Below are 23,433 nucleotides of genomic sequence, written 5' to 3'. Positions count from 1 at the left end.
GGGGCGAAGGGGCGCTAAAGTAAGTTTTAAAGTAAGTTTAGAGTTTTTAAAGATAATTTAATAAAATAAAATGACATAGGGGGGCATTAGAGTGATAAAAAGAGCATTGTTAAGTACTTACAAAAAAGATAAAGTAGTTGATTTTGCGCGAACTCTTCAAGAACTTGGAATTGAAATTATTTCAACGGGTGGAACCGCTAAAAAACTTCAAGAGAATGGTATCAAAGTTACGCCCGTTGAAGAAATCACCAATTTTCCCGAAATATTAAATGGAAGGGTTAAAACTTTGAATCCTTTTATACATGGAGGTATTCTTGCAAGAAGAGAGAACAACCAAGATATGGAAACTTTAAAAAATTTAAAGATAACACCGATAGATCTTGTTTATGTTAATCTTTATCCATTTGTAGAAGTAGCTAACAAATCCAATGTTGATTTGAATGAGTTGATTGAATTTATAGATATAGGTGGACCAACCATGATAAGATCTGCAGCCAAAAATTACAAAGACGTTATAGTTGTAGTAGATGAATCTGATTTAGAACATATATCAGCTAAATTAAAAAATAGAGAAGAGTTTGATGAGAAATATAGATTATACTTAGCTTCAAAAGCCTTTAATTTGACTGCCTTTTATGATAGTTGTATAAGTAATTATCTAAATGCTCAATTGAAAGATAAGGATGATTTTCAAGAATTTTTAACGGTTCCATTTGAAAAAAGCTGCGAAATGAGATATGGTGAAAATCCTCATCAAAGTGCCATTTTTTACAAAAATACTTTAAGTGTAGGAGCTATGACTTCATTTGATCAATTAAATGGGAAAGAATTATCCTTTAACAATTTGAGAGACGCAGATTCTGCATGGAAAGCTGTAAATGAATTTGAAGATATAGCATGTTGTTGTTTAAAACACAGTTCTCCTTGCGGTATTGCTTTAGGAGATAGTGTTTTAGAAGCATACAAGAAGGCTTATTCATGCGATCCTGTTTCAATATTCGGTGGGATAGTTGCTTTCAACCGGAAAATTGATGTTGACACTGCACTTGAGCTAAAAAAATTGTTTCTTGAAATAATAATGGCTCCAGAGTATGATGAAGAGGCTTTAGATATTTTACAAAAGAAAAAGAATTTGAGAATATTGAAAATGAACTCTAAACCAATTGATACGTATGAATATGTATCTGTTGATGGAGGGATTCTCGTTCAAGAAGTTGATAAAGGAGTTATTAATGAATTTAAGGTTGTAACAGAAACTAAAGTGTCAGAAGAAATCAAAGAAGAACTTGTGTTTGCATGGAAGGCAGTAAAACACGTTAAATCAAATGCAATAGTTGTATCAAAAAATAGGGCTATCACAGGCATAGGGCCTGGTCAGCCTAACAGGATATGGGCTGCTACGCAAGCTTTAGAAAGAAGTAAAGATAAAGGAGGGGACGTTTTAGCTTCAGATGCTTTTTTCCCTTTTAGTGATGTGGTAGAAAAGGCAGCAGAATACGGAATAAAAGCGATAATTCAACCTGGAGGGTCGATCAGGGATGATGAGTCTATTCAGGCGTGTAACAAATATGGAATAGCTATGGTATTTACTGAGATGAGGCATTTCAAACATATATAATTTGATTAAATTTTTAGTGTACAAAGAGCCCATTTTTTGGTATACTATTAATGGGTGATTAATATGAATGTAAAAATCAAATCTCTTATTTTACTAGTAATTACAATCTTTTCTTTTTATTTTTTACGAGCAGATTTTGAAAATATTGCTCTTATAGATGCTTTGATGGTTATAGCATTCACCGCCATTTCTGATAATATAAGAGTTTATTGGAATTACAGCAATAGGTTGGTCTCTAACACCGTAGGTTTTGTATATGCTTTTTTGTTAGGCCCTCAATATATTTTAATTTCCTCTTTAATCATTCTTTTCAGTAAGACAAAACATCCAGAAATTAGTAGGAAGTTATACAGGGCTCTTGTGTTCTCTACAAGCTATTCGTTATCTGCTTTAATTTCTTATAGATTCAGTCCCATTTTTTCTATATTTTTATTTTTGACTATTTCGAAAATTATTAACACCATTATAGTTGAAGGTAGAAAGAATTTTAACTTTTCAGTGTTTATTTATGAATATCTTTATTTTTTGAGTCTTTTACCTTTTTCTTATTTGTATTTACAGTTTGAGTTTTCTCCTTTTAAGTACTTGATAATTTCTGTGAATTTGCTCATACTATTGCTTTTTTATCTGATAATTAAAACAAGAAGCGATAAAAACGACGAAATTTTGAGAACCCAAAGAATACGAAAATTGAACGATGTGATTGTTAATTTGAGTAATGTCATCAGGCAACTTTCCTTGAAGGTATCCTCAGAGAAAATCCTCGATCAAATAGCAGAAATAATGCAGAAAAATATGGGTTATGCCTATGTTCTTATCAGTTTGTTTAACTATCAGAGTAATAAAGTTGAAAGGATAACACATCGTGGCCTTAAAGAAGAAATGTATGAAAAGATCAGAAGTCAAGAGGTTCCTATATCTGAAGTTCTTAAATTCATGGATGAAAGGTATAGTTATAAAGATACCTACTTTATTCCTCACGCTAATAAAATAAGCGAAACTTATACCTATCAACCTAGAGATGAATTGAGTATAGATTATTTAGAAGATAATCAAAATTTGTGGGATCCGAATGATTTATTTTTATTGGCTTTGCGAGATGAAAGAAACAACATTATAGGGTATATATCTTTGGATTCTCCAGAAAATAATTTAAGGCCGTCTAAAGAGGAATTGAACATTTTATCGGTTTTCGCTCAGTTAGTCTCACTGGCGTTGGAGCATTCACAAAAATTCATGGAGATTAGAGATCAAGCCGAGAGAGATAGTTTAACGGGACTTTTTAACCATTCTAAATTATTTTATGATTTGGAAAATTTTGAAAAAAATAAAGAGAAGATCTGTGCTGTATTTATAGATTTGGACGATTTTAAGGATATAAACGACAAATATGGTCATAAATTTGGTGATGAAGTACTTAAAGAATTTTCTCAATTAATATTGAATACTGTCAGAAATAAAGACAGGGTTTATAGATATGGGGGAGATGAGTTTGTAATTTTATTTACTGATATTTCAAAAGACGTTGGGAAAAATATTATAGAAAGGCTCTATGAGGCAATAAGAAATTTTCAACCAAAGATCAGTTTTAGTGCAGGATTAAGTACTTGTAATGAAGTGATTAATAGTTATAAAGAGATCGTTGAAATTGCAGACAGAAAAATGTATCTATCGAAAAATCAAGGTAAAGGCAATTTGATGGTGTAGTGGAGCTTTCTTTTGCTAGACATTTTAGAAATAAGACGAGGGTGGGCAGCGGGCGAAGGGGCGCTATATATAAAATTTTAAAGTTTATAAAAAAGAGTATTTTTTGCTAACGGGAGGAAAACAATAAAATGAAAGTTCTTGTAGTAGGCAAAGGTGGTAGAGAACACGCGATCGCTTGGAAGTTATCTCAGAGTGAAGATGTAAAAAAGGTATTTATAGCCCCTGGTAATGATGGTATAGCAATTGAAAATAAATGTGAATGTTTGAAAATAGAATCTATAGAAGAAATTATGAATTTTGTTAAGAATAATAATGTAGATATTACTATAGTTGGTTCAGAAGAGTACTTAGCAAAAGGAATAGTAGATAAGTTTGAGGAATCAAATTTAAAAATAATCGGTCCCAACCAAAAAGCCGCACAATTAGAAAGTAGTAAGATATTCGCAAAGAGTTTCATGAAAAGGCATAACGTTCAAACAGCATCTTTTAACACATTTGTTGAGTTGAAAGATGCCCTTGAATATTCTAAGAAGGCTTCGTATCCATTGGTGATAAAAGCCGATGGTTTAGCGGCCGGTAAAGGTGTTTTTATATGTAATTCTTATGAAGATTCTAGCCAAGCTCTTAATGAACTTATGAAAGAACAAAAATTTGGAGAATCCGGTAAAAAAATTGTTGTTGAGCAATTCTTAAAGGGTTTTGAAGCTTCTGTTTTCTTGCTTTTGGATGGTCAAAACTACAAATTTTTCAACGTTTCGAAGGATCATAAGAAACTGTTGGAAAATGATCAAGGCCCAAATACTGGAGGCATGGGAGCAATTACACCACATCCTGACCTTGATGAAAAATTAACAAAGGTAATATTTCAAAAAATCATAAACCCAACTATCAAAGGTTTAGAAGAAGAGGGTTTATTATATAAGGGATTCTTGTACATAGGTTTAATTATTGAGAATGGTGATCCACATGTATTGGAATACAATGTGAGGTTAGGAGACCCTGAAGCCCAATCAATGCTCTATTTATTAAAATCCGATTTTATTGATGTTATAAACGACATAAAAAAAGAGAGAGTTAACACTACCAATATTGAGTTTTATGATGGATTGTCTTTTTGCCTCGTACTTAGTAGCAAAGGCTACCCTTTTTCCTATACAAAAGGTGAAAGGATCACAATAAAACCAGGAATAACTTCAAAAATCTTTTATTCTGGCGTTAAAAAAGATGGTGAGAATTTACTTACCGATGGTGGTAGGGTATTATCGATAGTAAATAAGGCAGATACTTTAGAAGAGGTACGAAATATTGTTTACGATGAAGCAGAAAAAATCCATTTTGAATCAAAATATTATAGGAAAGATATCTAGTCAGATTCTAACCACTTTTGTTAATTTTGTGGCGGCTCATAGATTCTTCAATCTTAAGATATCCCTTTTTCATAGCTTTTTTACTAACTTGTACGTTAAATTGGTCGCCTTTGATTTTTTTCATCTTCTCCTTTATGCTTTTTGAGCGTTCAGAATCTCTTTTTAAAATGTTTTCTATGGTATTTTTTACGGCGGTTTCAGTTTTAAATGGTTCTAATTGTTTCAGTAATTCAAATCTTTCTTCTAACGTTTTAGAAAAAGTTTCAAAATCATCGTTCTTTAGCGAATCATCTAAGATTTTTTCCTTTTTGTTTATTTTACTAATTATTTCTTCTATTATGAGCTTTTGAGTACTCATTTAAACTCTCCTTTTCCTTCTTTTCGCTGCCCACCCTTAAGGAAGAGCAGAAGACTTTGCCCCTTCGATTCGCTGCCCGCCCAAAGTGTCTTTTTTGAATTATACCATATTTACCCGCTTTACATAACAAAATGGCGAATATTTGTATTTAGGGATATTTAATAGAGATTAGAGCTCATTATAATCGATTATTTCACTTTTTTGATGTTTTCTTGTATAATATAAGTTGGAGATTTTTTTATTTGCCAAATGGAAAAGGAGAATTCATTATGGAAACCAAAGTTATTGAAGTGGATCCATTAAATATTGAAGAGGAGAAAATTAAAGAAGCCGCTCAAGCAATCAAAGAAGATAAAACAGTAGTCTTTCCTACTGAAACGGTTTACGGTTTGGGAGCCAATGGCCTTTCAGAAAACGCCGTGAGAAAGATTTTTAAGGCAAAAGGCAGGCCTTATGACAACCCTTTAATTCTTCATGTGGCTAACGTTAGATCTTTTTTGGAGTACACTTATATTTCTTATACTCTTTTGGAAAAAATAGAAAGATTATTGCCAGGTCCAATTACTTTTGTATTAAAGAAAAGGGAGATTGTTCCAAATATTGTAACAGCAGGAAAAGATACTATAGCTTTAAGAATGCCGGCTCATCCTGTTGCCTTAAAATTGATAGAATACGCTGAAGTGCCAATTGCCGCACCGAGTGCTAATGTTTCGGGTAAGCCTAGTCCAACAATGGCGGAACATGTTTTAAAAGATATGTTTGGAAAAGTTGATTATATAATTATTGGAGGTAAGGTAGAGTTTGGAGTAGAATCAACAATAATTGATTTAACTCAAGGAAAGATACCTATAATATTACGTCCAGGTCCTATTCCACCTGAAAAATTAAAAGAGATTTTTGGTGATATTATCATTCCTGATTTTGCATATGGAAAAATAGAACCTGATTATATAAAATCTCCGGGTATGAAGTATCGACATTACGCTCCTAACACCCCCGTTATTTTAGTTGAACATGATGATGTGGATACCATGGTGAAAAAGGTTTTAGAAGAAGTAAAAAATTACAACAATCCAATAGTTCTATGTCTTAAAGAACATATTGGCTATTATAAGGATCATAATATTAATTTTGACACTATAGGTAGTGAAGCAAATTATTATGAATTTGCAGTGAAACTTTTTGAAATGCTTAGAAAATACGATGAAAAAATTGATGCTATGATTATTGAAGGTATAGAAGACAAAGGTATAGGTATAGCGGTTATGAACCGTCTAAGAAAGGCATCATACAAGATAAAATAAATAAACACCCCGAACGGGGTCAAGGAGAACACCCAGAAGTGGGTTCAGTTAAAGAAAGGAAGGGGAAAAAATTGGAACTTTTATTTGATGTTGGTAACTCTTATACAATGGTAGGTATACACGAAGATGGTAAATTTTTGACGTGGAGAATTGGACCTAGTAGTTTTGAATCGGAGGATGGGTTATTTGTTGTCATTTCAAATTTATTAGATCGAGCAAATGTTGATTTAAAAAGGATAACTTTGGCAGGTATCTCATCCGTGGTTCCCAATGTTAACTTTATTTTAGAACAAATGTTAAAGAAATATTTTAGTGTTGAAACTATTTTTGTTACTACTAAGAATAAAATTAATGATATAGCATATTTGGTTGACTATCCTAATGAAATAGGTGCAGATAGAATATGCAACGTTATTGCATGTAAAGAAGAGTATGGCGATCACGTAATTGCTCTAGATTTTGGAACCGCTATAACCGTTGATGTTTTGGAAGGGGGTAATTTTGTAGGAGGGGCGATAATTCCAGGATTTAAGACGGCTATAAGCGCTTTGTTTTCTAGAACTGCCCAGCTTCCTAAGGTGGAGATAAAGGTGCCTGAATACCATTTGGGAAAAAATACAGTCGACAATATTCAAATAGGGGTAATAAAAACAACATTATATGGGATAGAAAGGCTTATTCACGAAATAAAACGAGAAAGGAACAAAGATTTTGTCGTTGTAGCAACGGGAGGAGACATGAGTTTCCTCTCAAGTAAAGTATCTATTTTCAAACATTACGATCCATATTTAACCCTAAAGGGGATATTATATTATTCTAGAGAAATCAAAAAATTGCGATAGGAGGCAACGATTTGAACTTCTTGGTTGTTAATCCTTGGATCTACGATTTTGCCGCATATGATTTTTGGCTTAAGCCATTAGGGTTGTTATACATAAGTGAGGTACTAACTTATTTAGGTCACAATGTAACGTTTATAGATCTGCTAAATCGGCATGATAACGATTTAATTGTAAAACATCCTCCAAAAGATAAAAAGTACGGAACTGGTAAATTTTATAATGAAAGAGTCGAAAAGCCAACTATATTAAAGAATATCCATAGAAAATTCAAAAGGTATGGATTACCTTTAAAATTGTTTGAAAGTAAATTAGAAGCAATAAAAAAACAGAACAAAGTTGATGCAATCTTGGTGGGAATCACTTTAACATACTGGTACTACGGTGGGGAAAAAACCATCGAAATTTTGAGAAGCTTCTTTCCAAAAACTCCTATTTTTTTAGGTGGTATTTATTCCACCTTGTATACTGAACATGCAAAAGATGTTTTTTCCAAATTTAAAGTTAATATTTGCCCAGGAACGGGCATATTTCCTTTAAAGAAAGTTTTGGAAATACTAAACGAGAATCTTACAGAATTAAATAACTTCAACTGGTTTGAAGATATTGATCTGACCTATGATTTTTATGATTCCTATCTCACTTATGTTGTTTTGGTTTCTTCCGTAGGTTGTCCTTTTCATTGTACGTATTGTGTAACTCCCAAGATGTGGAAATTTCAATACAGGAGTATAAACAAAATAATAAATAATATAGAGTATATTCTTAAAAAAAGACCTTATGTAAAAGATTTCGTTTTTTTTGACGATGCGTTCTTATTAAGAAAAGATATTAAAGAATTGTTGGAATCTTTATCTAAATTTAACGTTCAATATCATCTGCCCAATGGTGTACATGCCCGACGTGTTGATGATGAAATAGCTTTGTTATTAAAAAAAGCAAATTTTAAAACTATAAAACTCGGGTACGAAAGCTATGATTTTAATATTCAAAAAGGAACGGGGTTTAAGGTAACTAATAACGATCTTGTTAAAGCCATTACATCTCTAAAAAATGCTGGTTTTGAGATGAATGATATTTATGCCTACGTGTTGGTGAATCTACCATCTCAAAATAAAGATGATGTAAAACAAGCTGTAGATTTCTGCCATTCGCTCGGAATAAAGGTGAATTTAAACGAATTTACTCCAATTCCTGGTACCGTTGAATATGAAGAACTTGTCAAAAAAAATGCTATATCTTCAAACACGGATCCTTTGCTTCTTAACAACACTATTATTCCTTATTGGTCGCATTTTAGTCTTTCCATTAGTGATCTTGAAGAAGTTAAGAAATATACTGAAGTCAAATATACCGATTAGAAGAGATTATTAGGCATTAGAGGCTATTAAAATTGATTACGCTAGAAAATCTTTGAATTCTTTAGATTGACAAATAAGAATAAATTGACTATAATTATAGTCAAGGGGTGTAAAATATGTATTTAAAAGATTTTACATTTTATAGTTTAGCTGAAGCTAAAGCAAAATTCTCTCAAGTTGTTGATGAAGTTGAAAACAAAGACGTTGTTATCACCAAAAATGGTTTGCCAAAGGTTGTTTTGTTAGACTATGATAAATTCGTAAAACTCATGGATTTTGTTGATGAAGTTAGAGATATTTCCCTTTTTGAGATAGAAAACGTTGAAGAATATCAGAGAATTAAAGATTTTTTTAAGGATTTTGATTACTGAGTTCATCATTCTTTTTGAGTTGACTATGGGGTAAATGGTTTAGACCTTTTTTTCCTTATGGATGGGTAGCGGAGCGAAGGGGTGCTAAAACAAGTTTTAGACTTTTTAAAGACAGAAAAAATTAAAAGATGGAGGTGCTTTTTAATGGCTCAAGTTATATTAGACAAGGTTAACAAAGTTTACCCAAATGGATTTCATGCTGTAAAGGATGCAGATTTTGTAATAGAAGATAAGGAGTTTCTTGTACTACTCGGCCCTTCAGGATGTGGAAAAACTACTACTTTGAGGATGATTGCAGGGTTAGAAGACATTACAGAAGGAACAATAAAAATTGACCAAAAAGTTGTAAATGATGTGGAACCGAAGGATAGAGATATAGCTATGGTTTTCCAAAATTATGCCCTTTATCCACATATGACGGTTTACGACAACATGGCTTTTGGATTGAAATTAAGGAAAACACCTAAAGACGAAATCGAGAGGAGAGTTCGAAACGCCGCAAAAATTCTTGGGATTGACCATTTATTGGATAGAAAACCGAAACAATTATCAGGGGGGCAAAGACAGAGAGTTGCACTAGGTAGAGCTATCGTAAGGGATCCTAAAGTGTTCTTATTTGATGAGCCTCTTTCAAACTTAGATGCAAAATTAAGGGTTCAGATGAGAGCTGAGCTTAAGAAACTACAAAAAAGGTTGGAAGCTACAGTCGCTTATGTTACACATGACCAAGTTGAGGCTATGACTATGGCTGATAAAATTGTTATTATGAACGAAGGAGTAATTCAACAGGTTGGAGGAGCTTTTGATGTATACAATAATCCGGCCAACATTTTTGTCGCTGGATTTATTGGGACGCCTCCAATGAATTTCTTAAATGTAAAAGTAACAAGAGATAATGGTATTTGGTTCAAAGCAGAGGGAATCTCTATAAAAGTGCCCGAGGATAAAGCATCTTTACTTGAAAATTATATAGATAAAGATATTATCTTTGGTGTAAGACCAGAAGATATCTATGATAAAAACTTTTTTGAAGGTGCTGATGAATCTAATATTTTAAACACTATGGTTGATGTTGTTGAGCCTTTGGGTAGTGAGACTTTACTTCATTTAACTATCAATGGTCAATCTATGACCGCAAAGGTAAGCCCTCAAACACGAGCAGAATCTGGACAGAATTTTGAAGTCGCAATCGATTTAAAAATGATACATGCTTTCGATAAGGAAACAGAACAAGCTATATTTTAATTTTTATGAATTCATACCCTTTGTGCGGTTGTCACAAAGGGTTTTATCTAAAAATTTAATAATAATATAAACTGGGGGGATTCTATTGGTCATTAAGTTGGTATTCGGAGCTTTAGAAGGTGATAAAATTGATCTTCCTGTTCATTACAATAGACCTTTGCAAGGATTGTTTTACTATTTAATGTCTAATGCTGTGCCTAAGTACCACGATTTAGGAACAAGATCTGAAGATAAGAAGTTGAAGCTTTTCACTTTTTCAAGAATTTATCCCTATAACTCTTTTAAAGTTGAGAAAAGAAGAATGATTTTTAAAGGTTTATTCAATATTTATTTCGCTTCACCAATTGATAAATTAGTAGAAGCAGTTTTGAATTCTTTAAATGAACAAAAGGTTGTGAGAATCGAAAAAAATTATTTTACTTTGATGAAGTATGAAGTTATTCATAATGAAGTTGATGAAGAAATGCTTGTTAAAACTTTGTCTCCCATTACAGCATATTCAACTATCGTTTTACCAAACGGGAATCGTTATACTCATTATTTTTCTCCTTACTCATCAGATTTTAAAAAACTGATAGAAGAAAATCTCAGGAGAAAAGCTTTGGCATTGGAAATTGGAATAAAAAATAACAATTTTTATATTGAGCCTTATGGTATAACGGAAAAAAATGAAAAATTACTTTTTTACAAAGATATTATTATAAAAGGATGGACTGGATATTTCATTTTAAAAGGTGATACTCAATTGTTGAAATTAGCGCTTAATTCGGGATTGGGAGCTAAAAATGCACAAGGTTTTGGAATGATCCTTCCTGTAGAAAAGGATTCCATCAAAGAAAGAAGTTTTTTACAACTTGCTGAAGAAGGCTGAAATATAGATACATTGTAATTTTAAATTAAAAGTTCGGGGGTGTAATTATTGAATAAAAAAAATATCATATATGCACAATCGGGAGGAGTTACTAGTGTCATAAATGCTTCTGCATATGGACTGATAAGCAAGGCTTTAAAGGATCCACAAATTGATAAGATATATGTGGGAATAAATGGTATTACAGGGGTTCTTGAAGGTAAATTATTCGATTTAACAAAAGAATCAGTTGATAAAATAAATAATTTGAAAGCTACACCAGCAAGCGCCTTTGGTACTTGCAGACATAGATTAAAAGAAGGTGATGAAGAAGGTTTTCAAAAACTTTTTAAAACGTTCGAAGATTACAATATTAGTTATTTCTTTTATAATGGTGGTAACGATTCTATGGACACAGCCCATAAAATTGACGAATATTCAAAAAAGATAGGTTATGATTTAAAAGTCATAGGGATTCCAAAAACAATAGATAACGATCTGTACGGCACTGATCACTCTCCAGGTTATGGTTCTGCAGCAAAGTATTTGGCAATTTCAATGTTGGAAGCAAGTATAGACACGCGTAGTATGGCAAAAGACTCTACAAAAATTTTCATAATGGAGACAATGGGCAGACATGCAGGTTGGCTTACAGCAGCTACTTCGTTGGCTAAATTAAATGGGGATTTTGGACCTCATGTTATTTTGTTACCAGAAAGGATTTTTGAAGAAGATAATTTTATAGATAAGGTTCAAAAAGAGGTAAGTAAGAATGGTTACTGTACGATAGCTGTTTCGGAAGGTATTAGGTATAAAAGCGGCGCATTTGTTTCTGATATGGGATACACCGATAGTTTTGGAAACAGACAGTTGGGAGATGTTGGAAGGGTTGTAGCCAACATTATTTTAACAAGGTTAGGCTTGAAGGTACATGTGTCCATTCCAGATTACCTCCAGAGAAGTGCAGGACACATCGTTAGTAAAACTGATCAAGCTGAAGCGGTTATGATAGGGGAAAAAGCCTTAGAATATGCTCGGGATGGTATCTCAGGATTTATGGTAACAATTAACCGTCTCTCAAATGACCCTTACAAAATAGAATTTGGAAAGGTCCCATTATTCGAGGTGGCAAATAACACCAAATATTTACCTGAAGAATATATTTCTCATGACGGTTACGGTGTAAATGATGATTTTATTGATTATGCCAAACCTTTAATTCAAGGAGAAAGTTATCCATCTTACGAAAATGGTATTCCTAAATACGTATCTTTTCCAATTGAAGATAGATAAGTTATAGAATAAAAACCTGTTATAAGATCTCAAGCATAAAGACAAGAAACAGATCATACTTTAAACAAAAAGCCGAGCAATGTTGCACTCGGCTTTTTTGCATTTAATGATTTATGGTTTTTTGATATCTTTTGAAGCTATTGGTGGATCCTCTTTCAGTTGTTGTAGTACTATTTCTATAGCCATATCGAGTTGTGGATCTTTCTTTTCTTTGTAATCTTTTGGGGTAATATCTATTTCAATATCCGGATCGGTTCCATAATTTTCGACGTCCCATCCAACATCTTTGAACCAAAAGGCCATTTCTGGTTGGGTTGTTATAGTATGATCAATCAGTGGGTTCCTGGGCCAAATTCCAATCACTCCTCCCCACGTTCTTTTACCTATAAGTTTCCCTAGTTTCAACAACTTGAAGGAGTGGCTAAAAATATCGCCATCTGAACCAGCAAACTCGTTAGTTATAGCAACCATTGGACCTCTAACACTATCATATTGATAGGCTTCGGCCTCTCTATATGGTGAGAGATCGTATCCAATAAACTTTCTATTCAATTTATCCAAGATCAGAGAAGATACAAAACCACCACTGTTGACCCTTACATCGATTATGAGTCCGTCATATCTGACTTCGCTTAAGAAGTTTCTGTGAAATTCTGCGTATCCAGTGTATCCCATATCTGGGATGTGAATGTATCCAATCCGTGAATTAGTTTTTTCATGGACATATTTCTTGTTTTGTTCTACCCATTCTCTGTATCTTAAAGAAGTTTCATCTTTTAACGTTTTGACAACATACTTTCTCTTTTGTTCAATATTATCGCCGTTTGATACTACTATTTCAACATCTTTGCCACTGTAATTCACCAAAATTTCATTGGGTATTTTATCTTTTATTTCTATGCCGTTTATCGCTAATAAGTAATCTCCTTCTTTTACTTCGACTCCTGGCCCAAGTAATGGTGGTTTATTTTTTTCGTCCCATATATCCCCGTTAACAATGTGACTAATCTTGTAAAGGTTTTTATCTTCATCCAGTATCAAATCTGCCCCTAAATAGCCTATTTTGTAAACTGGTTTGGGCTTGTATTCTCCCCCCATCTCGTAGGCATGTGATGATTTTAATTCTCCTTGCATTTCCCATATTAAATCAGAAAATTCTGTTCTTGTTGCTATTCTTTCAACTAGAGGATAATACTTTTCTAAGATCTTGTCCCATTCGATTTTGTCTAGTTTGTCTTTGTTCCAAAAATAAAATTTTTGTAGACGCCAAGCTTCACAAAGCATTTGTCTCCATTCTAACAGTGGTTGAACTTCCACATTGATCCTGTGAAAATCTATCCAACCACACTTTCTCGTATACTTATTTTCACATTCTTTTTCTTGTTCTGGCGAGGGAGGATTAGAAGTTTTAAGAATTCTTAAGTCATCTTCAATCCGTATGGCGATTTTTTCTTTGTCCTCGGAAATTTGAAATTCCGAGATTCCCTCAAGATAAGTTTTTTCTTCTTTTTCTGTGAGATCGTAGTATTTCAAGGTTAATTTTTCATGTTTCTCGCTGAGCATATCTTCTTCATCTTCCAGTACCCCACTTACAGTAGAAATAGCGTAAAAAACCTTATCTTTTGCAGCTTGTATGTTTACATATCTTTCTTCACTAACTGGGAAGGGTATAATTCTATCAGCGATGTTATCAAAATCAATATCAACTTTTATTTCTTCTTCTTTGTCTTTCCTTTTTTCTCTGTCTTCACTTTTACTTATTTCTTGGAAAGGTGAAAAGAAATCTTTTTTGAGTGTTATAAGATAAGGTTTGGTTCCTTTTGAGAAGGCTAAATTCATTTGAAATCTATCTTCAATTGGGTTGAATATTCTATAAGATAGAAAATAAAGGTATTTTCCGTCTGGATCAAAGACAGGGTCTACATCAAACAGAATTGGTTCTGTAACTTGGTGTATCTCTCCTTTTACTTTATCAAATATCATAATAGCCGCTTGCTTGTTGTTTATAAATTTTGAATAAGCAATCCATCTACCATCTGGAGAAAAAGAATATCCATTAATGGGACCAATGGTACTTTTATCCACATCAATCTTCTTATGGTTTCTCAAATCGATCAAGATAAGTTCGTTTCTTTGATTAGTTAACAAAATCTCTTCATCTTTAGGAGAGGCAACGATATTCATAACCCTTCCTAAATCATATTCCTTGACTTTATCGATTAAATTGCCACTTTTTAAATCGTACACCTCGATATGTTCATAATTATTTTCATCACTGATTGTTACAACCTTTTCTTCATCTTTTAGATTTAAGTATGTGGTAAGTCTATATCTGACACCGCTTTCTTCCCCAAGTTGTTTAACGGGACCGTACCAATTGTTGTAATAAAAGCTTTTGCCTCTGTGAGTGCTTATTAAATTTTCAGCATCTTTAGATATAGAGAAACCTTCAAAATACTGTGTTGGTTCAGCGAATTTTCTGTTTCTTTGTGGTAAGGTACTGTAGTATTTTATATCTACCTTTTCTGATACGTTATTTGATAAATTCAAAATGTAAATATCAGAACCGGCATGGTATACAATATTTTTTTCATCAGATTTTGGGTTTCTGACATAAAAGTCGTTATGATACGTATGTTTTTTTAGATTTTTGCCTTCAACTGTGCAAGAGTATATGTTAGCGACATCCTCATGGTCTGAGACGAAGTAAATTCGGTCTTGGATCCATATTGGATTGGCAAAGTTGGATTTTAAATCGAGCAATTTTCTGAAGTTGTAGTTCCCTTCTACGTCTATCAGTAATTCTCCAGCCGTTCCACCTCTGTACTTTTTCCATCTAGCAGGATCTCCGGTTTTTCTGCCCAAAACAACACCTTTTTCTTTACCAAATGAGATTTCAGTGGCTATGCCAAAATCTAATTGTTTTAATTTCCTCTTATCTTCAACGTCGACTTCCCATAAGGATGTAATCCTTTTAAACGGTTGGGTATAATTTGATGAAAAGATTATCTTTCCATTATGCCAACATAGTACTTTGCTATTTGCGCCTAGATATGTTAATCTAATTGGTACACCACCCGTAGATGGAATTATATAGACGTCTGGTACACCTTCATCTCTTCCTGTAAAGGCTATCCATTTTCCATCTTCAGAAAAAGTCAAATCGGAGATTTCTCCAACATTTGTGGTTAACCTCCTGGCTATCCCCCCTGAAGAAGAAACTACCCAGATGTCATCTTCAGCAACAAAGGCTATTTGATCGTTGTAAATAGTTGGAAATCTGTAGTAACCGTTGAACTCTTCACTCATAAATTCTTCCCCCTTTTGTTATTATAAATTTTCATAGAGATAGTTGATTATGGAATTTTCAAACTCTTTCACATTTTGAACATCTAAAGGAAAGTTGTTTTCTATTAAGCTAAAAAGATAATATTTTCCACTTTTAGATTTGAAAATCCCGCTGATTGCTGAATCGTAATACAAAGTTCCGGTTTTTGCATAAATTTCAAAGTTGAAACGTTTTTCAAGAGTACTGTCTTCGTAGGGCGACGCTAAGTAATCGAAAAATTTAGATTGATACTTTGAATATAGATAAAATAATGAATCTGATAACATATTTGGGGAAATTAAGTTGTACATAGATAATCCACAGCCATCTTTAATTATATAGTCGGTTGGGTCGTATCCTAAGGTTTCTTTGATAACTTTCTTAAAGTGATTTTCGGAATCTTCTATTTCTCCATTACCGTAAATAGCGCCAAGATCTCTAAAAATTTGTTCGGCTATCTGGTTATCGCTTGTTTCCAACATTTGTTGTATTATATCTGTTAAGGGTGGAGAATAATTAGAATATAGCAGAGTGACGTTAGCAGGCACTTCTTCATACCTTATTTCTCCCCAAAATTCAACACCTATTTCTTGTAAATACAATGTTGTAAGAAAGTTTATATAATCCCTTATTTCGTAGTTTGTTTTATATTTAAAAGATTCGTAGCTTGTTTGCCAAATATTAATTGCAGCTATTTGTGGTTGGGGGTCATCCCACATCCAGCCTCTCCCGAAACCTTCTTCTGTCATAAAAGTATAATCAAAAATTATATCACCGTATATCTTTTTTATTCCCCTATCCACCGTTGCCCTTTTTAGTATTTCTTTGTATTGTAAAGAAGTTAAGACAGGATCTCCAAAACCTTTTATATATAGATTTCCTCTGAAATTATTTGATATTTCCCCTGTATAGTATATTTTGGTTTGAAATTTGTAGTCATCTCCTAAACTTTCTAAGGCGACAAGTGCGGTAAGTAATTTTGTGTTTGAGGCTGGGATGAATAACTTTTCAGAATTGTAAGCAATAAGAACTTCATTGGTAGCAAGATCTCTCAACTCAAATCCAACAAACCCGTGAAAAGTTTCCAATTTTGAAATTAATTCATTTTGGATTTGAGGAGGTATAGGGGGTGTTTCTGAAGGCGCTATAGTAGGAGCAGGTTTGGATTCAGGTTCAGCTATTTTGGATGGTTCTATTATTTGTATTTTCTTGGAATCTTCGTCATCTCTAGCAATTGGAACTCTACTAGAAATTGGAGCAGCAATGGAAATGGTACTAAAGTTAAAAAAAACTATAATAAAGATTGTGAGACTCAAGACGTTAAAAAATTTACTGGATCTTAAGTTATTTTTGAATTTAATACTGTTCACTCCTTTTCAGAATTTGTTTTGTAAGCTAAGGCTGTCTCTATTAGCTTTCTGTAATTATTAATAACTTCCTTGAAGTCATGATCTTTAAGCATCATACCCATACCTTTGGTAACAGAGGTAAGAAATTCTAAGATGTATTTAGCTTCGATATCATTTCTTATTTGCCCTGCATTTTGAAATTCAGCGATCTTATCAGTGATTACCTTTCCAAATCGTTGATAGTAGTAATCATTTATAATTGAAGTAATCTCAGGATGTTCAAAAAGATCATCTATAGGGTACTCTTTCATCAGAGATTGAACATCGAAGTTTAAGTTTGATAGATAGTCAAGAACTTCTTGGAAAGTGTTAAAATCATCAACGTATTTCTTAAAAGGAATAAAGAAATCATCTAATAAGTTCTTAATAAGAAAAATTATAAATTCATCCTTTTTACCGAATTTTTTATAAACAGTCGATTTGCTGAGTCTGGCATCGTAGATAACCTTTTCATAATTGAAGTTAGTGATACCGTGATTGAGCAGCTCACCTTTTGCTAAATCGATTAACTTTCCAATCTTATATTGTGTATTTTTTTTAGAAGGTTTTTGCCTTTTAGTCATTAATCTTCTCCAACTTATAAAATTTGTAAGAAAAAAGTGTAATCTCTTTTCATATCGATATAGCTTCTTTTAATATTTCATCTTTTAACTCTTTTCTTATAGCTCTATCTGAAACAACATCAACTTTAACATTCAGTTCCCATACTTTCCATTTGTATTTCACCTTCTTCATTTTTTGCCTTTTCAGTATCAACTTTATGAATCATTTTATATTATATCATTCTTTGAGAACAAGAAAAAATTTTAGCTATTTAGATTGGTTAATATATACAAAATAATATAAATATACAATGTATATAAAATGGTTTCCTGAATAAAAAGAAAAAAATTAAATTTTCATCTAAAATTTTTCGTGAAAATTTTTACCTAACCCTTCCAAAGGAAAAGGGTCTTCGTAAAACGCTTAATTTTGAGAATTAAATTCAAGATATTAATTTTTATATTTATTAAAAAATTCAAAAGCTCTCAGAGCTTTTTACAAAGAGGTAGTTTGTAATTAGTATAAATAAAGGATTACATAGGTTAAAATTCGTATTAATTGATTGTTTAACTCACTCTGTCGGAAAACTTAGGTTTTCCGACAGGAATTTCTTTTATAATTTTTACTAAATTACTTACTTTTTTATTTGTCACTGGAAAAATTTAGATCATTAGTTTATTGTTGATCTGTTTTGTTATATTTTAATTTTCAAAGACCATATATACATTATATATTTCATTCTACGTTATAGATAAATTGTATATTAAACCTAATTATATCTAATAGAAATGACTCTTTTAATAGTAAATACATTATACTTTTGTAAATTTTATTATACAATGTAAAGTTCAATATATAATAAACAACAAAATATTTTTTTCTTTATTAAATTTTATTAAAAAGTTCCCCGTTAAGTTGGGGAACTTTTTGAGAGGTAACTTTAAAGTTGTAATCTTATATTTGATCTAGTACTGAATTATGGCTATCAGATCTAACGTATATCCCGGTAGTTGAGATGGTCGTATGTCCAAGTATGTATCGAACTTCCTCTAAATTTTTTCCCGAGTTTAAAAGCCTTTTTGCGCATGTGTGCCTTAATGCATGGGGGGTTGCGTTGATATAATTTATATTGTTATACCCACTTACTCTGATTTGATCGATCTTTTTGTTGGCTTTTATAACGTAATCTTGAAATCTTCTCTCCATAGTTCTAGAAGTTATTGGAACATCGTTGTCATTTGAAAATATGTATTTTTTACCGTTTGCAAAGGTTACTAATTGTTCTGCGTATTGTTTTGAAATCTTTAGATATCTTACTCTGTTTCCTTTCCCATTTATAACAAGCTCGGCATGATCATCGTAAAAAATAATATGTTCTTTTTCTAACGATAAGGCTTCTGAAATTCTTAAACCCGTTTTTAATAATAATGAATAAAAAGTTTTGTCAAATTTATCTTCAATAACGGAGAAAAAAACTTTGATTTGACTTTCTGTCAAGCCTTTAGGAACGTCACTCGGGATCTTTGCGTTTGCATCCTTCCAATATTTTTTACCAGATATTTCGCCATTTTCGTATAGGTAGTTCAAAAAGGATTTTAAAACAACTATCCTAAGTTTTATGGTTCTTTGAGATAGATTTGAGATCTCTTCAAGATATTTAAGAAAGCATCCTCGGGTAAGACCATAGATTTGAACAAATTTTTTATAATTATTCAATATTTTTTTGTATTCATATATGGTTGAGTCTGCCCTTCGCTTGACGAATTTCAGATATGATAAAAATTCTGAGATATATCCTTCGATTTTGTCTTTATCTTTTATAGAGTCTGATGTATTATCTATATCCATCATAGTTTTTTCCCCCAACAAGGTGTGAAACGCTAAACAACATGTTCTATGATACTATCAACGGTATTTTTAATTAAATTGAGCTTTGCTTTTGATTTTTCTTTTTCTTTATCGTTTGAATATATGTATATTTTTAGTTTTGGTTCTGTTCCGGAAGGCCTAATTGCATACCATGAACCATCGCTAAACCAGAATCTTAAAACATCAGATGAAGGTATATCGGTTATATCGCTAATTTCACCTGTTGTTAAATTGTATATTTTTCTTTTTAAATAATCCGCGTATTGTTCAAGTTTGAGATCCCCCATTTCTTTGGGGAAGTTGTTTCTAAACTTTTCCATTATTCGCTTGATCCTTTCTTGGCCTTCAACTCCTTCAAGCACAAGAGAATAATTGTTTTCCAACTCGTAACCAAATTCCTGATAAATATCTTCTAGTACGTCAAGTAAATTCTTATTTTTTTTAGAGTAGTATCCAACCATCTCTGATATAAGCATAGAAGCAATAGTTCCATCCTTATCTCTCACAAAGGTGCCGTATATATAACCAATACTTTCTTCGAAACCAAAGAGAAACTTACTCTTACCTTCTTTTTCTAATTCGTTTTCTTTCCCACAAATATTTTTAAATCCAGTAAGCGTTTCAAGAACGGATACACCATATTTTTTTGCAATTCTTTTTGTGAGATCTCCTGTAACTATTGATTTTATGATAACAGAGTTATCTTCTAAACTTCCTTTTTCACTTTTACTTTCCAGTATATAATTAACCAAAAGAGCTCCAACTTGGTTACCGTTTAACATTTTGTAATTGTTGTCATCTAAAATTTCTAAAGCGGTTCTATCGCCATCGGGATCATTTGCTAAAAGTAATTGGGCATTTTTTTCATAACCTAATTTTTTTGCCTCTTCAAAAGCTACTTCGTATTCTGGATTTGGGTTGGCAACGCTTTTGAAATCTGGATCGGGTAGTTCTTGTTCTTTAACTATGAATACATTTTTAAAACCTCTATCCTTAAGTACCCTTTTGACAAAATTATTTGATGTTCCATTCAAAGGTGTGTAAACTATTTTTATATTTTTATCTACCTCTTCATCCCTTAACGTCAAATCTTCGACTCTTTGAATGTATTCCTCATCGACTTCTTTTGAAATGTATTGAAGTAAATTCTTGTTTATTGCCTCTTCTTCGCTTATTTTTTTTATTTTACTAAAATCGTATCCTATCTTTTCAATCTTTTCTACTATTCCATTGGCAACATCATCTAATATTTGAGACCCTTGGTCCCAATAAACTTTGTAACCGTTGTAATCTTTCGGATTGTGACTAGCGGTAACGACTATTCCAGCAGTAGTTTTCAAATATCTGACAGCAAAGGATAAAACGGGCGTGGGCCTGATATCGTTAAATAAATAAGCTTTTATACCATTTGCCGCAAGGATTAATGCAGATTCTTTTGCAAATTCCTTTGAAAAGCGGCGTACATCGTAGGCTATTACAACGCCCATCTTCATTCTTTCTTCACCGAAGTCTGTTATATAATCAGCAAGGGCTTGAGATGCTCTGCCCACGGTGTATATATTCATCATATTTGAACCTATACCCAATTTCCCTCTCAATCCAGCTGTACCAAATTCGAGATCTTTGTAGAATCTTTCTTCTATCTCTTCTGGATTGTTTTCAATACTTTTTAATTCTTCTTTTGCTTTTTCATCTATATATGGACTATTTAACCATTCATAGTAGATTTTTTTGTAATCTCTCAAAGTTTGTTGCCTCCTTAGTTGTATGCTTTTTACTGTTTTTGGAAACACTAAAACATGCTTTAAACAAAATTTCTGGGACTCAAATATTTCAAAAATACCTACATCAATGTAAGTTATATCTAACCCTTCTTTAGCGCCCCTTTGCCCCGCTGCCCGCCCATAAGGATAAAGGAGTATGGCTTAGCCCTGTAGCTTGCCCACAATGAATTATTATTTTTATAAATCTTTAAAAGCATCGTAGATATTGTTGCATGCATCTTTTAAAATAGATATAGGGCATCCAATATTCATTCTAAAAAAGCCTTTACCTTCTTCTCCAAAGATGCTACCTTCTTCTAAACCAACTTTTGCTTTGTTTACGAGTATATCTTTGACTTTTTGTTCATCTCCATATGCCCTAAAGTCTAACCACATTAAATATGTCCCCTCTGGTTTTTGTAATTTTACTTTAGGTAGTTTTTCATTGAAGAAATCGTACACGTAATCAATATTACTCATTAAGTAACTTAGTAAATCATTAAGCCAATCTTTACCTCTTTCGTAAGCAACTTTAGCTGCAACCATTCCAAAGATATTTAAATTATCGCTTGTAAGGCTCTCGATTACATTTTTGTATTCTATTCGTAATTGTTCATTTGGAATAACAACAAACGAGGCTTTTAAGCCAGCCAAATTGAATGTCTTACTTGGGGCATAAAAAGTTAAAGAAGACCCTTTTATATCTTGTGAGATTGAAAATATTGGAATATGTTTGTTGGGAGAAAATACCAGATCTGAATGTATTTCGTCCGATAACAAGATAACGTTATGTTTAACACATAATTGAACTAGCTTTTCTAAATCTTCCCTTTTCCAAACCCTTCCAACCGGGTTGTGTGGATTACATAAGATCAATAATTTCGTTCTTTTGAGTGATAATTTCTTTTCTAAATCATCAAAGTCCATGCTATAATTTCCGTTTTCAAATTTTAGAGAATTTTTTATTATCATTCGGCCATTGGATTTGATGATATTATAAAAAGGATAATAAACAGGTGTTTGAATTACAACGTTGTCTCCTGGTTTGGAGTAGGCAAGTATCGCTACTTTTAAAGCGTCAACCACACCGTCAGTAGTCACTATCCACTCTTTTTTTACCTCACTACCATGCCTGGTTTCGATCCAATTTATAAAAGAGTCAAAATAATAATCGTCTAACATTGGATATCCAAATATCCCATGTTCTGCTCGTTTTTTTAAAGCTTCAATTACGTCAGGTGGAGATTTAAAATCCATATCCGCTACCCACATTGGAATAACATCGTCTCTACCATAAAGTTTTTTTACACCGTTCCATTTTACTGATTCTGTTGGTTTTCTGTCCACAATTTCGTCAAAATTGTATTTCAAGATTATAAATCTCCCTTTTTATTGTTAGCTGCTCTAAAAACATTTCTCATTAGAATAGCTGTTGTGACACTTCCAACTCCACCGGGTACAGGTGTTAATTGGCAAATTTCTGAGACATCTTTATCTACATCACCTACTATCTTTCCATCCACTACATTAATACCCACATCAATAACAATCATTCCTTCTTTTACAAAACTTCTATCAACGAAATTAGCCTTTCCTATTGCAGCAACCAAGATGTCCGCTTCTTTGGATATCTCTTTTAAATTCTTAGTTTTTGTATGTGTGACCGTGACAGTGGCATCTCTTCCGTGTCTTTGGAGCATCATTGCAGCGGGTTTTCCTACCGTTGTACTTCTCCCAAGGATAACGATATTCTTTCCTTTAACGTCAGTTGTATCTTCTATTATTTTCACTACCGCTTCAGCCGTACAAGGCACAAATAATTCTTTTTCGTAGAACATAGAACCAATGTTGTGCAAACTTACCCCTTCAACATCTTTTTCGGGATTGATATGTTTTGCTATATCTAGTTCAGTGTATCCTTTTTTTAAAGGTCTTGCAACAAAGATAGCATCTGTATCATCGTCTTCGTTATATTTCCTTAGATCATTAATCAAATCACTACTTTCAACGATTTCTAAGTTGATTCCATATTTTTTTGCATTTCTTTTTTGAGAATTAAGATAAGATTTGGTAGATTCGTCAGGTTCAACAACTAAACTTACTAGTTTGGGTTCATAAAGAACTTTTTCTTTAAGTGATGATACTTCTACCTTTATCTCATCAATAATTTTTTTTACTTCAATTAACATGATGTGATACCCCCTAAAA

General features: G+C 32.5%; 19 protein-coding genes. 10 read left to right on the top strand and 9 right to left on the bottom strand.

The window, feature by feature from the left end; translation table 11 throughout:
• The first annotated feature begins 91 nt into the window (after positions 1–91).
• The 3 genes from purH to purD all read left to right on the top strand — a co-directional run bounded on the left by purH (position 92) and on the right by purD (position 4,692).
• Positions 92–1,618 (top strand): bifunctional phosphoribosylaminoimidazolecarboxamide formyltransferase/IMP cyclohydrolase, encoded by a 1,527-nt coding sequence (gene purH / locus X928_RS03000; protein WP_103078430.1) that lies wholly within the window; start codon positions 92–94, stop codon positions 1,616–1,618.
• 63 nt (positions 1,619–1,681) lie between these two features.
• A complete protein-coding gene (locus X928_RS02995; RefSeq protein ID WP_103078429.1) occupies positions 1,682–3,325 on the top strand; it encodes a sensor domain-containing diguanylate cyclase in 1,644 nt (547 codons plus the stop codon).
• 128 nt (positions 3,326–3,453) lie between these two features.
• Positions 3,454–4,692: a phosphoribosylamine--glycine ligase gene (gene purD, locus X928_RS02990; protein WP_103078428.1), complete on the top strand. Its 1,239-nt coding sequence runs from the start codon at positions 3,454–3,456 to the stop codon at positions 4,690–4,692.
• Positions 4,693–4,699: 7 nt separating this feature from the next.
• Here the strand turns inward: purD and X928_RS02985 are convergent, their stop codons facing one another.
• Positions 4,700–5,050 carry a hypothetical protein gene (locus tag X928_RS02985; protein WP_103078427.1) on the bottom strand — a complete coding sequence of 117 codons (351 nt, stop codon included), beginning with the start codon at positions 5,048–5,050 and terminating at the stop codon, positions 4,700–4,702.
• A gap of 269 nt (positions 5,051–5,319) precedes the next feature.
• On the opposite strand from X928_RS02985, the gene X928_RS02980 reads away from it, so the two are divergent.
• The 7 genes from X928_RS02980 (at position 5,320) to X928_RS02950 (ending at position 12,313) form a co-directional block, all read left to right on the top strand.
• Positions 5,320–6,354 (top strand): L-threonylcarbamoyladenylate synthase, encoded by a 1,035-nt coding sequence (locus X928_RS02980; RefSeq protein WP_103078432.1) that lies wholly within the window; start codon positions 5,320–5,322, stop codon positions 6,352–6,354.
• 71 nt (positions 6,355–6,425) lie between these two features.
• Positions 6,426–7,196, top strand: coding sequence for a type III pantothenate kinase (locus X928_RS02975; RefSeq protein WP_103078431.1), 771 nt, complete (start codon positions 6,426–6,428; stop codon positions 7,194–7,196).
• A gap of 11 nt (positions 7,197–7,207) precedes the next feature.
• The gene (locus X928_RS02970; RefSeq protein WP_103078426.1) at positions 7,208–8,554 is read left to right on the top strand and encodes a B12-binding domain-containing radical SAM protein; all 1,347 of its coding nucleotides are present in this window, start codon (positions 7,208–7,210) and stop codon (positions 8,552–8,554) included.
• Between the two features lie 116 nt (positions 8,555–8,670).
• Positions 8,671–8,925: a type II toxin-antitoxin system Phd/YefM family antitoxin gene (locus tag X928_RS02965; protein ID WP_103078425.1), complete on the top strand. Its 255-nt coding sequence runs from the start codon at positions 8,671–8,673 to the stop codon at positions 8,923–8,925.
• A 144-nt stretch (positions 8,926–9,069) separates the two neighbouring features.
• Entirely contained in the window at positions 9,070–10,170 is a 1,101-nt protein-coding gene (locus tag X928_RS02960; RefSeq protein ID WP_103078424.1) for an ABC transporter ATP-binding protein, read from the top strand.
• A gap of 85 nt (positions 10,171–10,255) precedes the next feature.
• Positions 10,256–11,041 carry a CRISPR-associated endoribonuclease Cas6 gene (cas6, locus tag X928_RS02955; RefSeq protein ID WP_103078423.1) on the top strand — a complete coding sequence of 262 codons (786 nt, stop codon included), beginning with the start codon at positions 10,256–10,258 and terminating at the stop codon, positions 11,039–11,041.
• 48 nt (positions 11,042–11,089) lie between these two features.
• Positions 11,090–12,313, top strand: coding sequence for a 6-phosphofructokinase (locus X928_RS02950; RefSeq protein ID WP_103078422.1), 1,224 nt, complete (start codon positions 11,090–11,092; stop codon positions 12,311–12,313).
• Positions 12,314–12,424: 111 nt separating this feature from the next.
• On the opposite strand, the gene X928_RS02945 is transcribed toward X928_RS02950, so the two are convergent.
• The 8 genes from X928_RS02945 to X928_RS02915 form a co-directional block, all read right to left on the bottom strand.
• Positions 12,425–15,622 (bottom strand): S41 family peptidase, encoded by a 3,198-nt coding sequence (locus X928_RS02945; RefSeq protein ID WP_103078421.1) that lies wholly within the window; start codon positions 15,620–15,622, stop codon positions 12,425–12,427.
• A gap of 21 nt (positions 15,623–15,643) precedes the next feature.
• Positions 15,644–17,011, bottom strand: a complete 1,368-nt coding sequence (locus X928_RS02940) for a D-alanyl-D-alanine carboxypeptidase/D-alanyl-D-alanine-endopeptidase (protein WP_103078420.1) — start codon at positions 17,009–17,011, stop codon at positions 15,644–15,646.
• The gene (locus X928_RS02935; protein WP_103078419.1) at positions 17,008–17,613 is read right to left on the bottom strand and encodes a TetR/AcrR family transcriptional regulator; all 606 of its coding nucleotides are present in this window, start codon (positions 17,611–17,613) and stop codon (positions 17,008–17,010) included. Before X928_RS02935 ends, X928_RS02940 begins: the two co-directional genes overlap by 4 nt.
• 49 nt (positions 17,614–17,662) lie before the next feature.
• Positions 17,663–17,785 carry a hypothetical protein gene (locus tag X928_RS10335; protein ID WP_281255714.1) on the bottom strand — a complete coding sequence of 41 codons (123 nt, stop codon included), beginning with the start codon at positions 17,783–17,785 and terminating at the stop codon, positions 17,663–17,665.
• 762 nt (positions 17,786–18,547) lie between these two features.
• On the bottom strand, positions 18,548–19,444 hold the full coding sequence (locus tag X928_RS02930; protein ID WP_103078418.1) for a tyrosine-type recombinase/integrase: 897 nt from the start codon (positions 19,442–19,444) through the stop codon (positions 18,548–18,550).
• Between the two features lie 29 nt (positions 19,445–19,473).
• Positions 19,474–21,207: a phospho-sugar mutase gene (locus tag X928_RS02925; protein ID WP_103078417.1), complete on the bottom strand. Its 1,734-nt coding sequence runs from the start codon at positions 21,205–21,207 to the stop codon at positions 19,474–19,476.
• 216 nt (positions 21,208–21,423) lie between these two features.
• A complete protein-coding gene (locus X928_RS02920; protein WP_103078416.1) occupies positions 21,424–22,596 on the bottom strand; it encodes a MalY/PatB family protein in 1,173 nt (390 codons plus the stop codon).
• 2 nt (positions 22,597–22,598) lie between these two features.
• Positions 22,599–23,414 carry a bifunctional 5,10-methylenetetrahydrofolate dehydrogenase/5,10-methenyltetrahydrofolate cyclohydrolase gene (locus tag X928_RS02915; protein WP_103078415.1) on the bottom strand — a complete coding sequence of 272 codons (816 nt, stop codon included), beginning with the start codon at positions 23,412–23,414 and terminating at the stop codon, positions 22,599–22,601.
• Between the last annotated feature and the right edge of the window lie 19 nt (positions 23,415–23,433).

It is taken from the genome of Petrotoga miotherma DSM 10691 (assembly GCF_002895605.1).
GTDB lineage: Bacteria > Thermotogota > Thermotogae > Petrotogales > Petrotogaceae > Petrotoga > Petrotoga miotherma.
Note: the sequence above shows the minus strand (reverse complement) of the source record. Positions and strands in the feature narration are given on the sequence as shown.

Excerpts from the sequence above, each read along its gene's own strand:
- X928_RS02995 (WP_103078429.1), top strand. The coding sequence starts at position 1,682 with ATGAATGTAAAAATCAAATCTCTTATTTTACTAGTAATTACAATCTTT.
- purD (WP_103078428.1), top strand. The coding sequence starts at position 3,454 with ATGAAAGTTCTTGTAGTAGGCAAAGGTGGTAGAGAACACGCGATCGCT.
- X928_RS02985 (WP_103078427.1), bottom strand. The coding sequence starts at position 5,050 with ATGAGTACTCAAAAGCTCATAATAGAAGAAATAATTAGTAAAATAAAC.
- X928_RS02980 (WP_103078432.1), top strand. The coding sequence starts at position 5,320 with ATGGAAACCAAAGTTATTGAAGTGGATCCATTAAATATTGAAGAGGAG.
- X928_RS02965 (WP_103078425.1), top strand. The coding sequence starts at position 8,671 with ATGTATTTAAAAGATTTTACATTTTATAGTTTAGCTGAAGCTAAAGCA.
- X928_RS02960 (WP_103078424.1), top strand. The coding sequence starts at position 9,070 with ATGGCTCAAGTTATATTAGACAAGGTTAACAAAGTTTACCCAAATGGA.
- X928_RS02945 (WP_103078421.1), bottom strand. The coding sequence starts at position 15,622 with ATGAGTGAAGAGTTCAACGGTTACTACAGATTTCCAACTATTTACAAC.
- X928_RS02935 (WP_103078419.1), bottom strand. The coding sequence starts at position 17,613 with ATGACTAAAAGGCAAAAACCTTCTAAAAAAAATACACAATATAAGATT.
- X928_RS10335 (WP_281255714.1), bottom strand. The coding sequence starts at position 17,785 with ATGAAGAAGGTGAAATACAAATGGAAAGTATGGGAACTGAATGTTAAA.
- X928_RS02930 (WP_103078418.1), bottom strand. The coding sequence starts at position 19,444 with ATGATGGATATAGATAATACATCAGACTCTATAAAAGATAAAGACAAA.
- X928_RS02915 (WP_103078415.1), bottom strand. The coding sequence starts at position 23,414 with ATGTTAATTGAAGTAAAAAAAATTATTGATGAGATAAAGGTAGAAGTA.